The 14,404-nt window shown below is 72.2% G+C and carries 12 protein-coding genes; 3 read left to right on the top strand and 9 right to left on the bottom strand.

The features are described 5' to 3' along the window. Positions 1-7: 7 nt before the first annotated feature. Complete coding sequence (locus ACBJ32_RS50155) at positions 8-754, top strand: SDR family NAD(P)-dependent oxidoreductase (RefSeq protein ID WP_375132949.1); 747 nt, start codon at positions 8-10, stop codon at positions 752-754. A gap of 94 nt (positions 755-848) precedes the next feature. After that, on the top strand, positions 849-1,718 hold the full coding sequence (locus tag ACBJ32_RS50160; protein ID WP_375132950.1) for a hypothetical protein: 870 nt from the start codon (positions 849-851) through the stop codon (positions 1,716-1,718). A gap of 22 nt (positions 1,719-1,740) precedes the next feature. Here the strand turns inward: ACBJ32_RS50160 and ACBJ32_RS50165 are convergent, their stop codons facing one another. The 4 genes from ACBJ32_RS50165 to ACBJ32_RS50180 all read right to left on the bottom strand — a co-directional run bounded on the left by ACBJ32_RS50165 (position 1,741) and on the right by ACBJ32_RS50180 (position 7,910). After that, positions 1,741-2,559, bottom strand: a complete 819-nt coding sequence (locus ACBJ32_RS50165; RefSeq protein ID WP_375132951.1) for a DUF4352 domain-containing protein — start codon at positions 2,557-2,559, stop codon at positions 1,741-1,743. A 97-nt stretch (positions 2,560-2,656) separates the two neighbouring features. Continuing rightward, positions 2,657-5,893 (bottom strand): AAA family ATPase, encoded by a 3,237-nt coding sequence (locus tag ACBJ32_RS50170; RefSeq protein ID WP_375132952.1) that lies wholly within the window; start codon positions 5,891-5,893, stop codon positions 2,657-2,659. Continuing rightward, on the bottom strand, positions 5,893-7,176 hold the full coding sequence (locus ACBJ32_RS50175; RefSeq protein ID WP_375132953.1) for an oxygenase MpaB family protein: 1,284 nt from the start codon (positions 7,174-7,176) through the stop codon (positions 5,893-5,895). Before ACBJ32_RS50175 ends, ACBJ32_RS50170 begins: the two co-directional genes overlap by 1 nt. Positions 7,177-7,199: 23 nt before the next feature. Then, positions 7,200-7,910, bottom strand: a complete 711-nt coding sequence (locus tag ACBJ32_RS50180) for a Crp/Fnr family transcriptional regulator (protein WP_375132954.1) — start codon at positions 7,908-7,910, stop codon at positions 7,200-7,202. Between the two features lie 179 nt (positions 7,911-8,089). Here ACBJ32_RS50180 and ACBJ32_RS50185 point away from each other — a divergent pair, with 179 nt between their 5' ends. Continuing rightward, positions 8,090-8,698, top strand: coding sequence for an RNA polymerase sigma factor (locus ACBJ32_RS50185; protein ID WP_375132955.1), 609 nt, complete (start codon positions 8,090-8,092; stop codon positions 8,696-8,698). 8 nt (positions 8,699-8,706) lie between these two features. Here ACBJ32_RS50185 and ACBJ32_RS50190 read toward each other — a convergent pair whose 3' ends face one another. The 5 genes from ACBJ32_RS50190 to ACBJ32_RS50210 form a co-directional block, all read right to left on the bottom strand. Continuing rightward, positions 8,707-9,948, bottom strand: a complete 1,242-nt coding sequence (locus ACBJ32_RS50190; RefSeq protein ID WP_375132956.1) for a hypothetical protein — start codon at positions 9,946-9,948, stop codon at positions 8,707-8,709. A 186-nt stretch (positions 9,949-10,134) separates the two neighbouring features. After that, on the bottom strand, positions 10,135-10,428 hold the full coding sequence (locus tag ACBJ32_RS50195) for a hypothetical protein (protein WP_357876232.1): 294 nt from the start codon (positions 10,426-10,428) through the stop codon (positions 10,135-10,137). 226 nt (positions 10,429-10,654) lie between these two features. After that, positions 10,655-12,625, bottom strand: coding sequence for a beta-galactosidase (locus ACBJ32_RS50200; protein ID WP_375132957.1), 1,971 nt, complete (start codon positions 12,623-12,625; stop codon positions 10,655-10,657). Between the two features lie 11 nt (positions 12,626-12,636). Next, complete coding sequence (locus ACBJ32_RS50205; RefSeq protein ID WP_375132958.1) at positions 12,637-13,470, bottom strand: carbohydrate ABC transporter permease; 834 nt, start codon at positions 13,468-13,470, stop codon at positions 12,637-12,639. Continuing rightward, positions 13,467-14,402, bottom strand: a complete 936-nt coding sequence (locus ACBJ32_RS50210; RefSeq protein WP_375132959.1) for a carbohydrate ABC transporter permease — start codon at positions 14,400-14,402, stop codon at positions 13,467-13,469. The genes ACBJ32_RS50205 and ACBJ32_RS50210 overlap by 4 nt, the downstream gene beginning before the upstream one ends. Positions 14,403-14,404 lie beyond the last annotated feature (2 nt).

Raw genomic sequence — 14,404 nt, forward strand, 5'->3', positions numbered from 1 at the left:
GCGGTGGATGAGCGGACGTGGAGTTCTTGTCACCGGGGCATCGCGAGGGATCGGACGGGCGATCGCGGCGGCGTTCGCCGGCCAGGGGGACAGGGTGGCGATCCACCACCGTGACTCCGCCGGGGAGGCCGGCGACCTGCTCCGCGAGCTGCCCGGACAGGGGCATGCCGTGGTGCGGGCAGACCTGGCCGACCCCGAGGACGTCAGGACCATGGTGGACGCGGCGGCGCGGGAGCTGGGCGGGGCGATCGACGTGCTCGTGAACAACGCGGGCGTGTTCCTCCACCACCCCGTCACCGAGACGTCGTACGAGGAGTGGCAGGACGCCTGGCGGCGCACGCTCGACGTGAACCTGCTGGGCGCGGCCAACGCCGCCTGGTGCGCGTTGCGGCACATGTCCTCCGGTGCCCGGATCATCAACGTCTCCTCGCGCGGCGCGTTCCGCGGCGAGCCCGAGGGCCCCGCCTACGGCGCCAGCAAGGCGGGCATGAACGCGCTGAGCCAGTCGCTGGCCATCGCCCTGGCGCCGCGCGGCATCGCGGTGGCCGCCGTGGCCCCCGGCTTCGTCGAGACCGACATGACCAACGAGCACCTCAAGGCCCCGCGCGGCGACGCCATCAGGGCGCAGAGCCCGTTCGGCAGGGTGGCGCGCCCGGAGGAGATCGCCGCGGCCGTCCTCTACCTGGCCTCACCGGCCGCCGAATGGGCCAGCGGCGCCGTGCTCGACCTCAACGGAGCCTCGTACCTGCGCTGACCTGACATCGGCCGCCAATCCCGTGATCTTCCCGGGATCGGCGGCTATGGTGAACTCTCAGGGCACTTCGCGAACTCGTGCAGAGGGGGACGGTGTGGCCAAAGGCTGCCTGTACGCGCTGTTATCGGTCGCGTCCTCCGCGGCCGTCCTGGTGACCTGCCTGGCCATGTACATGGTCGCCGGGCCCGCCGGCGCGGTGTTCAGCGTGCTGGTCGGACTGGTCGGCCTGTGCGCGTTCATCGTCGCCCACGACACGATGCGCCGCCGGTCGCTGGCCGCCGAGGAGGCGCGGCGGCTGGCCAAGGAGCGCGACCACGTCAGGCGCACGGTCGACTTCGTCGCCGACCCCGCCCTGACCGAGGAGCAGCGCCTGACGGTCATCGACTCGTTCATCCCGCGGCTGCGCGTGTCGCGGGCGCCGTTCCGCGACCGGCTGGTCCTCGTCCCCGAGCTCTCACCACCCGCCCGCGCGCTGCTGGAACGCGCCAGGCGGGCCGTGATGTCCGTCTACACCTCGCAGGTCATGCGCCGCCGCCTGCTGGACGGGCTGGCCAACGAGGCGCTGCTGCCCCGGCAGATCTGGGAGATCGCGATGCTGCTGCGGGTCCAGACGCACCTGCACCAGGAGCAGGAACGCGCCATGCGCGGCCTCGTCACCCCCGAGCTGAGGGCCGTGCTGGAGCCGCAGCAGGAGGCGCTTCGCCGCTCCGTGGCGTCCGTGACGGCCAGGGTGGAGCAGCTGGAGCGGTACGCGCGCCGCGTCCAGGAGGCCGACGCCGCCCTGCGGGCCCGCGAGGCGCTGGACAACAACGACAAGTACCGGGCCCTGCTGGCGCACACCGACGACGACGAGGGGATGCGCGACCTGGAGACGCACGGCGCGGCCCTGGAGGAGACGCTGGCCAGGAGCGTGCGGGTGGCCATCGAGGCGGGCCAGACCCTCAGCCTGGACCGGCAGGCCTGACAACGGCCGGCGCGTCAGCGCGTCAGCGCAGCGCCCACTCGCCGCGCTGCTGGGCGTACCCGCTGTTCAGCGCGAACTGGAACCGCACCAGCTCGGCGTCCTCCGGCACCTCGAAGACGACCGTCCCCTTGAGGCTGTCGCCCGGTTTGATCGAGGTCATCCAGTGGAACGGCAGGCCCTGCTCCACCCGGCTGATGGAGAACGGGTACTGCTGCGAACCCGAGTCGATCATCACCGCCCCGTTCATGGGAGCGTCATTGTAGCCAACCCGGCCCTTGTTGGTCAGCGTGAGCTGGACCGCCGCCAGCCGGTTGCCCGGCCTCGGCTGCGCGCTGTCGGCCGTCGGCGCCGCGTCGTGGTAGACCTCGTTGAGCGTCACGGCCACCTTCGAGCCCGCCTCCAGGCCCGTGAGGGTCACCGTTCCGCCCGGTCTGCTCGTGAGCGGGTCGTCGTCGTCGCCCTTGGGCGCCGTCTCCTGGGAGGGCTCCTCGGAAGGCGGCGTGGCCGGCTCGGCGGGAAGCTCGGCGGACGGGCCCGGGTCCGCGGGCGAGGCGGAGGCCGAGGTGATCGAGTCGCGGACCGGTTCGATCAGCACGAACCAGGCCGTCGCGGCGCCCCCGAGCAGCAGCACCGGCACGCCGATGGCCAAGGCCAGGACGAGGGCCAGGCGGCGGCGCGGCGGCGTGGGCGGGGTCGGCGGGGTCGGCGGCCCGTACCCGTACGGCGGACCGCCCGGATGGTCGGGGCCGGCCGTGTACTGCGGCCTGTACGGGTCCTGCGGCGGCGGCGCGAACGCCGCGGCTTCCTGCTGCTGGCGGTGCGGTTCCGATGGGTATCCCATGGCGCGGCTCCACTGGAGGGAGAAGGACCGTCCAAGAATGCTCCCGGCCGCCCGCCCCGGATGGGCGTAATGCCTGTTCGGTCTGGTATTGAACCCCTCAGCCGCCCCCTGCGGCGCGCCTGTCCAGCAGCAGCGCGCCCCGGCCGGCCAGCAGCGAGCGGCACCACTCGCGCAGGTCCGCCGGCTTGGGCCCGCCCAGGTCGCCCTCGTCCAGCAGGTCCGCCCAGTCGAGCAGGGACTCGGCGAGCATGAGCGGCACCCCGCGCCGCTCGTGCACCTCGGCCGCGGCCTCGAAGTGCTCGGCGGCCCGCCCCGGATCACCCGTCGCCACGCACAGGTGGGCCAGGTAGTGATGCCCGCAGTGATGGGCCACCGCGCCGTGCCCGAAGGTCTCCCCGCCGGAGGCCAGCGAGTCGTACAACCGCCCCGCCAGCTCGGCCCGCCCCAGCCGGGCGGCGGCCACGGCCAGGTTGTCGAGCGCGGACCGGTGCGCCATGTTGCGCGGCGGCGCGGCGCCGCCGTAGTCCAGGATGCGGTCCAGCAGCGGCGCGGCCTCCTCGTCGCCGAGCTCGCACAGGTAGCGCAGCACCGCGTGCACCGGATCCACGCGCGGGCGCCGGGCGGCGCGGCGCAGCCGCTCGCGCAGCTCCCACAGCCGCCCCTGCAGCCGCCTGATCTCGCGGATCTGCTCGGAGTAGATGGCCATGGCCTCGAGGCGGCGGCCGATCTCCGAGCCCAGCCGCAGCGCCGACTCCGCCTCGGCCTCGGCCTGCACCAGGTCGCCCTGCATGAGCGTCAGGCCGGCCTTGGAGTAGCCGATCAGCCAGGTCAGGTGCGGCTGCCCGAGCCGGTGCGCCAGCTCGTCGGCCTGGCCGAGCAGCATGGCCACCCTGGTGGTGTCGCCGCCGTCGAGCACCGGGGGAGTGCGCTGCATGTACGCGTGGAACAGTGCCAGGTCGTCACCCGTCCTGCGGGCCGCCTCCAGCATCTCGTCACCGTCGCGGTGCCGCTGGTGCAGCGGGTCGGCCGGGATGATGGTCAGGCTGCGCATCCCGAGCACGCTCGCCAGCGTGCGCGGGTCGCCGGACTTGCGGGCCAGCGCCACCGCCTCGTCGCTCAGCGCGAAGCGGCGCTCGCCGTCGGGCGCCCAGATGAGCTCCGAGGCGAGCTGGGCGGCCAGCAGGGCCCTGGTGCTGACGTCGGTGGAGTCGACCACCTTGCGGGCCTCCGTCAGCAGGGCGATGCGCTCCCGGTCGGGCGCGGCCGAGATGGCCGAGCCCCGGTCGCCGCCGAGCGCCGCGGTGACGAGCAGGTCGTGCCGCCGGCACTCCCTGGCCAGGTCGGCGGCCTCCAGCAGGGTGCGCCTGGCCTCCGGATGCCCGGCCAGCCACATCGCCCTGCCGCACTCGACCAGCAGCTCGGCGCGCCGCTCCAGCGTGGTGCCGGGGAAGTCGCGCAGCAGCCCGAGCACCCGCTGGTACCAGGTGACGGCCTCGCGGTGCGCCAGCCCGGCCAGCGCGTGCTGGGCGGCCTGCACGGCCGCGTCCGCCGCCGCACTCACCCTGGCCGGGTCGCGGCCCTGCTCGGCGGCGGCCACCAGGTGGGCGGCCACCACGTACGGGCGCGCCCGCATCGCGGCCGGGTCCGTCTCGCACAGCGCGTCGGCCACCCGGCCGTGCAGCAGCGCGGCCCGCGGCGGCGAGAGCGTGGCGTAGAGCGCGTCCCTCGTCAGCTCGTGGGAGAACTGGCAGGACCCGTTGTCCAGCATCGTCACCAGGCCGGTGCCCATGGCCTCCTCCACCGCGGCCACGAACCTGGCCTCGTCGAGGCCGAGCCCGCGGCGCAGCTCCGCCGAGGTCATGCGCTCGCCGACGGCCAGCAGGGTGACCAGGTCCCTGGCGTCGGGGTGGAGCTGCGACAGGCGGGCCGTCACCATGCGGGTGACCGAGTCGGGCACGGCCAGCGCGTCGAGGTCCTTGCCCGCCCCCAGCTCCCTGATCACCTCGCTGACCAGGAACGCGTTGCCGCCCGTGATCCGGTGCAGCCGCTCGGGGTCGCTGCCCGCCCGCGCCTGCGTCAGCGCCGAGGAGACCTCGTCGAGCCCGAACGACGGCACCTGGACGACCCGGGCGCCCGCGGTGAGCTTGTGCAGCTCCGGCAGCGTCTGCGGCGGGGCCGACTCGACCGGGACGGGCCGCGACATGGCCAGCACGAGCAGCGGCAGCGCGTCGGCGTCCCACATGAGGGCGCTGAGCATCTGCAGCGACTCCAGCGTGGCCCACTGCAGGTCGTCGACGACCAGCAGCACCGGCCGCACGGTGGCCAGCCGCTCGATCAGCGTGCGGGCCGCGGCCATCAGGTGGTAGCGCTCGGACACGGGCTCGGTGGCGGGCGGCACCTCCAGCGACAGCGGCGGCGCCGCCAGCGACGGCGCCAGCCGGACGAGCTGGCCGCACTGCTGGTCCACCCCGGCCCGCAGCAGCAGCGCGGGCGAGGTGCGGGCCAGCCGCTCCACGGCCCCGGCGATCGGCTCGTACGCCTTGCGCGCCGGATCCGTGCACCGCCCCGCCAGCACCGTGAACTGCCGCTTGAGCGCCCGCCTGGCCACCTCGGAGGCCAGGCGCGTCTTGCCCACTCCCGGGTCGCCCTCCAGGATCACCAGCCCGCTGCCGAACTCGGCCGCGGCCAGCTCCCCGTCGAGCACCCGCAGCTCCTCCTCGCGGCCGACGAAGGGCAGCGCCCCCGCGTCGTCCAGCCACGGCGCCAGCCCGCCGCCGAGGTGGTGGTCGGCGCTCTGCCAGTGCAGCTCGTAGGTGTGCAGCGGCTCGCGCAGCCCCTTGCCCGGCAGCCGCCCGAGATCCTTGAACTCGTGCCGGCTGCGCCCCTGCGCCAGCCGCCTGACCAGGTCGGTGCAGAGCACCTGCCCGCCCTCGGCGACCGCGACCAGGCGGGCTGCCTCCACCGTGGGCAGCCCGCTCACGTCGTCGTGCCCCCAGCACACGTCGCCGGCGGCCAGCGCGGCCCTGATGGAGATCTTCTCCAGGGCGCGCTCGTTCTCGTCGACCACCGCCTGCTGCACCGCGATGATCGCGTCGAGCCCGGCCGTCGCGGAGTCGAACACGGCCATCAGCCCGTCGCCCAGGCTCTTGGTGAAGGAGGAGCCGCTGGCCGTCACCACCGAGCGCAGGAGCTCGTAGAGGCGCCGGAAGACCACGTTGGCCCGCTCCTCGCCGAGCCTGATCCGCAGCGCGGTGGAGCTGACCACGTCGGTGAACAGGATGGTCGCCGTGGTGAGGGTGCCCGGCTCACGTCCGGGCTGATGCGGAGCAGTCACTAGCGCGGGCCTTTCCGCCCCTGCGCGGGCGCTCGTAGCGTCTTGCGGACGGTGCGGCGGAGCGCGCGCGTCTTCACCGCGGGGGCCGACTGCTTGATCCGCCAGGCGCGGGCCAGCTCGTCGGGGATCCTGAACGCCGCCTGCCCGTCGGAGTGGCGGTCGATCAGGGCGATCACGATGTGCCGCCCGGCCTTCCGTACCAGCCAGCGAACCACACCGCCTGCGGGCCCTGCCAGCCACTTTTGCCGGTGAGCGGAACGCGCCGCCGCGAACAGCGCGGTGCACCACCAGGCCGCGCCGGGCACGCCGAGCAGCTCGGGCACCCGGTGGACGCCGTGCTCGGCGTCCTGGAAGATCCAGTGCACCAGGCTGCGCGGCATCTTGCGCCAGCCCAGCGGCATGAACGACTCCATCTCCTTCAGCAGCATGGCCATCAGGCGGCGGCCCTCGTCGCTGGGCTCCAGCATGCGGCCCAGGCGCGCGCTGATCGGCGGGACGTCGTCGAGCGTGAGGGGGCCGTCGCGGCAGACCTCGACGCCCATGAGGTGGCCGAAGACGCTCCAGGTGTAGAGGTTGGCGGCGCGCTCCTGCTCGCTCAGCACCACGCCCATGGTCTCCATCGCCTCCCACGTGACCACGGAGAAGTCGAAGAGCGTGGCCAGCAGCAGCTCCTGGTTGACCGGCGGGCCGTACCGCCCGGTGTCCCAGCGGTCGGCGTACTTCTCCTCGACCAGGGCCCGCACGAACGAGTGCAGGATCCGCAGCCCGATCGCCGTCGTGTGCCCGGGACGGCCCGGCTGCAGGCTGTCGGTGGCCTTCAGGCCCATCACGTCCACCAGCATCTGCCCGGTCTCCGCCACCCGGCGGGTGAGGCTGTGCGTGGCCAGGTTGGAGACGCCGGCCAGCACCTTGGCGCTGGACACCTCCACGTACGCCATCGGCAGGCACGCGAAGAACAGCGCCGCCGACTGGTACAGCCCGTAGTCGGCGAACACGGCCTGCCCCCGGGCCAGCAGCTCCCGGTCGTCGCCCCACTCGGGCAGCTCCCTGGCGAATTCGAGCGCGTCGAGGATCTCCGAGGCCGGCGGCGTGCCCGAGGGCTCCCTGGCCTCCCGCTTGGCCGCCCCCAGCTCCGCGACCACGGCCTTGACCAGCTCCAGCGCGCCCGTCCCCGCGGGCTGCGCCTGGAGGTACTCGGCCACCACCTTGTCGATGTCAGGATCGGCCTGCTGCCTGAGCTGCCGGAACCTCTCCTCCGGCCAGCGCTCGTCATGGACGTTCATCTACCCCGTACTCTCCAGTTCGTTCAGAGGCCGCCCCGTTTCCGCAGGGCGGCGACATCCAGCAGCGTGATCGTCCGCCCTTGGACGGAGATGAGGTTCCTCGACACCAGCGACTGCAACGCCCGGTTGACCGCGGGCCGCGACGCGCCGATCAGCGCGGCGAGGTCGGACTGGGTCAGCCCGGGCAGGTCCACCACGTCGTCGGACCGGCCGTGCTTGTCGGCCAGTTGCAGCAGCAGCTTGGCCAGCCGCCCCCCGAGATCGAGGAAGGCCAGGTCGGCGGCCTGGCCGGTGAGCCTGCGCACCATGCGGCCGAGCAGGCGCAGGAACTCGTCGGCCAGGCCCGGGTGCTCCCGCATCAGCTCCAGCAGCCGCGCCCTCGGCAGCGCGAACACCCAGGACGGCCGCGCCGTCACGATGGAGGCCGAGCGCGGCGAGCCGTCCAGCAGCGCCATCTCCCCGAACGTGTCGCCCCGCCTCAGCATGTTCAGCACGATCTCGTCGCCGTGCTCGGTGGTGAAGACCACCTTCACCAGCCCGTCGAGCAGCACGTACAGCGACTCTCCCGGGTCCCCCTGATGGAAGATGATCTGCCCCGACCGGTAGCGGCGCGCCACCCCCGCGCGCGCCGTGCTCAGGATGCCGCTCTCCCCGAGCACCTGGAACAACGGGATCTCCGCCAGCACGGCTGCGACCGGCTCGACCTCGTACGGAAGCCCGCTGCGCGCGTTCATGCAAGAACTCTAGGCCGACTTCCGCGAGCGGACAGCAGGTGGCATCCGATCTCCCGAATGTGACGAGGACCACACCCGGACTGTTGCCTTCGGAACAGTCTTTTCGGATCACCCGTCGCACGGTGAGGTAGCCGGCCGGAATTGGCCCCCCGAGAAACCGGACCGGCGGGGAGAACGACATGCAAGCGCAGACCATGGAACGGCTCGACACGCGCCCCGACACGCGCCCCGACACGCGCCCCGACACCGCGACCCTGGTGTCCGCCGCCCGGGAGGGCGACGCCTGGGCGTGGGAGCAGCTCGTCGAGGAGTTCAGCCCGATGCTCAAGGCCCGCATCCGCCGCTTCAGGCTCAGCCACGAGGACGCCCAGGACGTGCTCCAGACGACCTGGATGCTCGCCTGGCAGAACCTGGGCAGCGTCGAGGACGGCCACCGCATGCCGGGCTGGCTGGCCACGATCGCCTTCCGCGAGTGCCTCAAGCTCACCAAGCGCACGAAGGAGATCTGCACCCCTGACCTCGACTCGCTGGGCAGCACGGACGACGTGGACAGGGAACTGGCCAGGATCTGGCTGGCCGGCACGCTCGAAGAGCTGGTCGAGGAGCTGCCGGCAGCGCAGCGGGTCCTGTTCAGAGCGCTCACGGAAACCTCCGAGCCGCACTACGTGGACGTGGCGCGCAGGCTGGGCAGGCCGGTCGGGAGCATCGGGCCCACCCGAGCCCGCGCCTTCGCGAGGCTCCGCGGGCTCCTTCAGGCCCGCGAGATCACTCGCGACTTCCTGGACTGAGGGGCTACTCACCGGTCAAGCGGGATCGCCTCCAGGAACGGCTCGAAGTCGAAGTGCGCCATCTCGTACGCGTCCGGATCCGTCTCCGCTGGGAAGGCGTAGAACTTCCTGCCGCGTAGCGCGGGCATGCCGCTGACGGCCTCGGGGACGAGCCCCCGCGCCATCTCCTCGGCCAGCCCGTCGGCGATCTTCTGGTCGAACGGCACCCGGTAGAGCGCGTCCACGCTCTGGTAGACGCGGAAGTAGCTGACGATGAAGCGCATGCGGTCGGGGTAGGACACCCAGTCGGTCACCCCGGCCGTGGACGCCTCCTGGTCCTCGGTGATGAACTCCTCGGCGAGCTTGCGTACCTTCTCGTTCTGGATCGGCGCCCACGCCTTGGCCATGTCCACGCCCGCCGGCGCCGTCAGCGGCCTGCCGACCTTGACGTCGCTGAGCGGCGTGGCGACGGCGAACAGGTGGCGGGTGTAGAGCGAGGACCACAGGTCCTCCAGCTTGCGGGTCAGCCAGGGCTGGTCGGCGTGGCTCGCCGCGTACAGCCTGAACCTGGGGAAGGGCTTGCGCGTGACCAGGGAGCGCAGCGACCGCCACGACACCCGGGTCAGCCAGCGGACCGGCCGGTAGAGCACCAGCTCCAGCGCCGCCTGCGCGCGTGCCTGCTCGTAGGCCGACAGCGCGATGTTGGCGCCCAGCAGCAGCTCCGCCCGCTCCGCCAGGTCCTCGGTCTTGTCCGCCTCCACCATGAGCTGCGCGGCGTCCTTGAGGTAGCGCGGGTCGGCCGGCGACAGCAGGTCGGTCAGGAACTCCGGCGGCGTCGGCGTCAGGTCCGACTCGGGGCTGACCTTCAGGAAGCGGTCGGGCTCGTCGTTCCACAGATTGACCGCGAGGCTGGCCGTCTCCAGGAAGATGGCGCGGTTGGCCAGCGCGAGGCCGAGCTGGTAGCTGGGCCCGAGCAGGGTGAGCAGCGCGGCCCGGAACAGCCGTTTGAAGCGCTGCGGCACGCGCAGGCGGCGGCCGAAGTCCTCGATGAACGGCGAGTTCGGGCCGAGGTCGAGGCTCTCGCCGACCGCCTTGGAGGTCCAGGTGGCGTAGCAGTACCAGTTGTTGGCCTCCCGGCCCAGGCGCGCCGCGAGGTCCCCGGCCACGCGGTGGTAGCTGTAGGCGATGACCATGGCTTCGAGTGCCGCGCTCCGGTCCTTGTAGGCCGCGATGCGCAGCACGTCATCCGCGGTCATCGGAGTGTCGGACATGGAGTCTCCCGTTTGCTGGTCCCGTCGCCTGGCGGAGGGCTCACGGAGTTAAGAGCACCCCCGTCGGCGTCAGATACAGTCCGGCGGCCTGTGTCTCCCCGGTGGCCGCGGCCAGGAGCCTAGGAGGCGCCGCTTGCGGGGTGCTTGCAGGATGATCACCACCCCCGGCAATCCGGGGGTGGGTCCTCACTCCTTGACCGTCAGCTTGCTGATCACCACGAATCCGCCGAGCGCCCCCGCGGTGCCCGCGGCCGTCGTCGTGGTGAGGTTGACCACCAGGTCATAGGTGCCGGGGGAAAGCTGGCCGCGCATGGGGATCGAGGCGGTGTACCGGCCAGAGCCAGGGGTGAAGGTCAGCTCCACCGGTGGTGACGGATGCCGGGTCTCGCCACCGCCCATCAGGTCGGCGATGATCTCCAACTGCCAGCGTCCCGCCAGCCAGTCGACGAGCTCGCCGGTGACCTCCCAGCTCACGTCCACTGTCCAACCTTCGTCCCGATGGACCACGTGCGTGGGCTGGGCACCGGGATCGACAACCTGGCCGTGAAGGAGGCCGGCCAACTGCTCGGCCGGCACCTTCATCACCTGGAACTCCCCTGATGCCATGGCGATCTCCTCTCCGCGGGCGGTCCTGTGCGAAGGAGCAGAGCGACGACACCGGTGGCGAAATACCCGTGCCTTCTATCGATGCGTTTCCGGCTTTCGTCTAGACAAGTCGGCCGTTGATCCGGGTGAGGTCGCCGGGCCCGACGGCGCCGGTGCGCACCCCGTTCAGGCGCACGCCGGCCTCCACGGCGCAGTCGAGGTAGGCGTTGAGCCCTCTGATCACGAGGTCGCCGACCTGCCCGCCGGCCAGGCGCAGCACCGCGCCGCCGCCCTGCGCGGCGACCACCTCGACGGTCCCGTACGGGGTCCGCAGCCCGATCGGGCCCTCGTTGCCCGACTGGACGAGCACGACGAGATAGTGCACATCCCGGGTCGGATGGCTGCGCAGGAACGCGTCGGCGTCGCCGTACAGGACGAGGCTCTCGCCGGCGTCCGGCGGGGGAGCGGACGGCGTGATCAGCTCGCAGGGCGCCATCCGCTCGTCCAGCGCGGGCACGGGGCCGTCCACCAGCACCAGCCCGCCCGCCTGCGCGTACGCGGCCAGCAGCTCCTGCACGCGCCGGTGCATGAACGGCCCGCCGGGCACCGTGACCGACCGGTACGCGGCCAGTTCCCGCGCCGTCACGCTCTCCAGCTCGACCAGCCCGTAGTCCAGCCCCCTGGCCCGCATGCGCTCGTGGAAGGCCAGCAGCGCCCGCCCGCACCCCGGCCCGTCCTCGCCGGAGAGGGCGGCGATCCCGGCGTACGGGAGGTACAGGCCGAACGCGTCGCGCCGCACCGGCTCGCACTCCAGGAACTCGGCGCCGTGCACGGCGAAGAAGCCCGCCAGCGCCCGCACCACCGGCGCCTTCCCCGTCGCCCTGCCGCCCGCGTCGATGGGCGGGCAGTCCGGGTACGGCCCCGCGTGGGAGGCGTCCAGCTCCGGCGCCCATCCGGAGGTGGCCACCCCGGTGTAGACGTTGAACCCGGTCGCGCCCGCCGCCAGCGCCAGCAGCGACTGGTGGAAGCTGGTCGCACCATCGATGTAGGCGGGGTCGTAGAGCTCGGAGAAGCCCCAGTTCTCCTCCAGGTTCGGCCCGGGCGCGCGCTTGGCGGCGATGACGTAGCGGGCGTGCGCGTCGCGGTCGGCCGACACGACGCCCATCCAGTTGGTGAACCCGTAGCAGATCTCGCCCCACAGCTCCGGCCTGACCCTGGCCAGCCAGTCGTCCAGCTCGGGCACGGTCGGCGGGTTGAGGTTGACCAGGACCGGCAGTCCGGAGCCGACGGCCTGCGTCCAGACGCGGTACACCTCGGCCAGGTACTCGGCGTGGAAGCGCCCCCAGTCGGCCTTGGCGAGCGGGCCGCAGGCGGGCGTCGGTGGCGCGATGTCCGCCCAGTCGCCGTAGCGGGTGCCGTGCGCCGCGTTGTACGCCTGCGGCGTCCCGTACCAGGACCGCAGCCGGTCGCGGTAGAACGCCACCCCGGAGGCGCTGTAGTCGTAGGCCGTCAGCGGCAGCGCGCCGCTGGTGTAGACGCCCTCGTTCGCGATCTGAACCGCGATCACCGCCTCGGCCCCGTCCAGCACCTCCTTGCCCACGGCCGACAGCCACTCGGTGGCCCTGGCCAGGAAGGCGGGGGCCAGCGGCGCGGGCAGCGGCCGGCCCTCGGGAGCGGCCGCGTCCGCCCAGCGCGAGGGTGCGCCTGAGGCGTCGAGCAGCGCCTCGAAGGCGGGGTCGGCGTCGGGGCACACCCAGTCGGGCAGCCCGCCGTAGTTGACCTCGGCGTGGATGAACGGGCCGGGCTTGGCGACCACCCGCAGGCCCAGCTCGTGGCAGAGCGCCAGGAAGCCGGTGACGTTCCTGGCCGGATGGGTCAGGCCGGTGAAGTCGGGCGCCGTGCCCGCCTCCGGCTGGTGGTGCCGCCAGGGCAGGTAGCAGGTGATCACCTCGATCCCGAGCCCGTCCCGTACGGCGCGCAGGCGATCGGCCCACACGGCCGGATCGTCGCGGTAGTACGGATAGTCGGCGGTGACGAGCACCCGCGGCACGCCGTCGACGACGGCGACCCCGTCGCGGACCTCGATGACCACAGTGGCTTCTCCTAACCCTTGAGACCGGTGAAGGCGATGCCCTGGAGGATGCGGCGCTGGAAGACCAGCAGCACCGCGATCACGGGCAGGACGGCGAGCGTGGCGCCCGCCATGATGTAGTACGCGCGCCCGCCGTCCGGGCTGGCGACGAGCTGCTGCAGCGCCAGCGGCAGCGTGTAGAGCTCGGGGTCGTTGGTGACCAGCAACGGCCACACCAGGTCGTTCCAGTGGAACAGGAAGCTGGTGATGGTCACGACCGCCAGCACGGGCTTCGACAGCGGCAGCACGATCCGCCAGAAGATCTGCATCCGGCCGGCGCCGTCGATCAGCGCGGCCTCCTCCAGCTCGCCGGGCAGCGACAGGAAGAACTGCCGCAGCAGGAAGATGTCGAGCACCGAGGCGATGTTCGGCACGATCAGCCCCCACCCGGAGTCGAACATGCCCAGCGACTGGGTGACGTGGATGCGCGGCACCAGCAGCGTGATCGCGGGCACCATCATGCCGGCCAGCATGATCACGAACAGCTTGTCGCGGCCGGGGAACGGGATCCGCGCGAACGCGTACGCGGCCAGCGCGTCGATGAGCAGCTTGGCCGGCACCAGGATCGCGCACACCCACACGCTGTTGACGAAGGCGTTGCCGAGCCCGCCGACGTCGAGCACGTAGGAGTAGTTGTCGAGCGTGGCGGCCCACTCGCCGGTCTTCTTGTCCAGCGGCAGCAGGCTGGGCGTCTTGGTGTAGATGTCGGGCCCGTGCTTGAACGAGGTGGCCACCATCCACAGGAACGGCACCACCGACACGGCGGCCAGCAGCACCAGCGCGACATAGACGGACAGCTTCCTCACGCCGCCTCCTGCTTGACGAACCGGAACTGCAGCGCCGTGACGATCATGATGAAGACCAGCAGGATGAACGACATCGCGCAGGCCGCGCCCATCGCGTCGTAGCGGAAGGCGAACAGGTACAGGTGCAGCACGTACGTCAGCCCTGACTGCTCGGGGCCGCCGGTGACGCTGCGCCCGTTCCCCGAGAAGATCACGTACACCAGGCCGAACACCTGCAGCGCCGCGATGACGCCGGTCACGAGCAGGTAGAACGTGGTCGGCCGCAACATCGGGAAGGTCACCCGCCAGAACCGCTGCCACGGCCCGGCCCCGTCGATGATCGCCGCCTCCTGGATCGAGCCGGGGATGCCCTTGAGCCCCGCCAGATAGATGATCATCGAGATGCCGCACTGCCAGGCCGCGATGAACGCCAGCGCCGGGATGACCAGCTCGGGGGTGTTGAGCCAGTTCTGCCCGGGGATGCCGGCCAGGCCGAGCAGCGTGTTGATCAGGCCGTACTGCGGGTCGTAGAGCCAGCGCCAGATCGCGCCCACCGCCGCCTCCGCCGTGACGACCGGCAGGAACAGCAGCAGCCTGAACAGGTTCGCGCCGCGCCTGATCGCGTTCAGCAGCAGCGCCTGCGCCAGCGCGGCGACCAGGGTCAGCGGCACGGCGATGAGCGTGTACTGCAGGGTGACGCTCACCGACTTCCAGAAGTGCGGGTACTTGACGTCGTCGAACAGCAGGTCCGCGTAGTTGGCCAGGCCGACCCAGCTCGCGTCGGTGCGCAGGTTCCAGTCGGTGAAGCTGTAGTAGAGCGCGGACAGGGCCGGGTACAGCAGGAAGATCAGGAAGTAGGTCAGCGCGGGGGCGATCAGCAGCCAGCCGATCAGGTGGTCGCGGCGCCGGGCGCCCGGGCGGCGTCTGGCGCGCCTCCCGGGTCCCGTCGTCACCC

The sequence above is a fragment of the Nonomuraea sp. GTA35 genome (assembly GCF_041950525.1).
Taxonomy (GTDB): Bacteria; Actinomycetota; Actinomycetes; order Streptosporangiales; family Streptosporangiaceae; genus Nonomuraea.

Bases quoted from the DNA above. Each gene is read 5' to 3' on its own strand.
- ACBJ32_RS50155 (WP_375132949.1), top strand. From the start codon at position 8: ATGAGCGGACGTGGAGTTCTTGTCACCGGGGCATCGCGAGGGATCGGA.
- ACBJ32_RS50165 (WP_375132951.1), bottom strand. From the start codon at position 2,559: ATGGGATACCCATCGGAACCGCACCGCCAGCAGCAGGAAGCCGCGGCG.
- ACBJ32_RS50175 (WP_375132953.1), bottom strand. From the start codon at position 7,176: ATGAACGTCCATGACGAGCGCTGGCCGGAGGAGAGGTTCCGGCAGCTC.
- ACBJ32_RS50180 (WP_375132954.1), bottom strand. From the start codon at position 7,910: ATGAACGCGCGCAGCGGGCTTCCGTACGAGGTCGAGCCGGTCGCAGCC.
- ACBJ32_RS50185 (WP_375132955.1), top strand. From the start codon at position 8,090: ATGCAAGCGCAGACCATGGAACGGCTCGACACGCGCCCCGACACGCGC.
- ACBJ32_RS50190 (WP_375132956.1), bottom strand. From the start codon at position 9,948: ATGTCCGACACTCCGATGACCGCGGATGACGTGCTGCGCATCGCGGCC.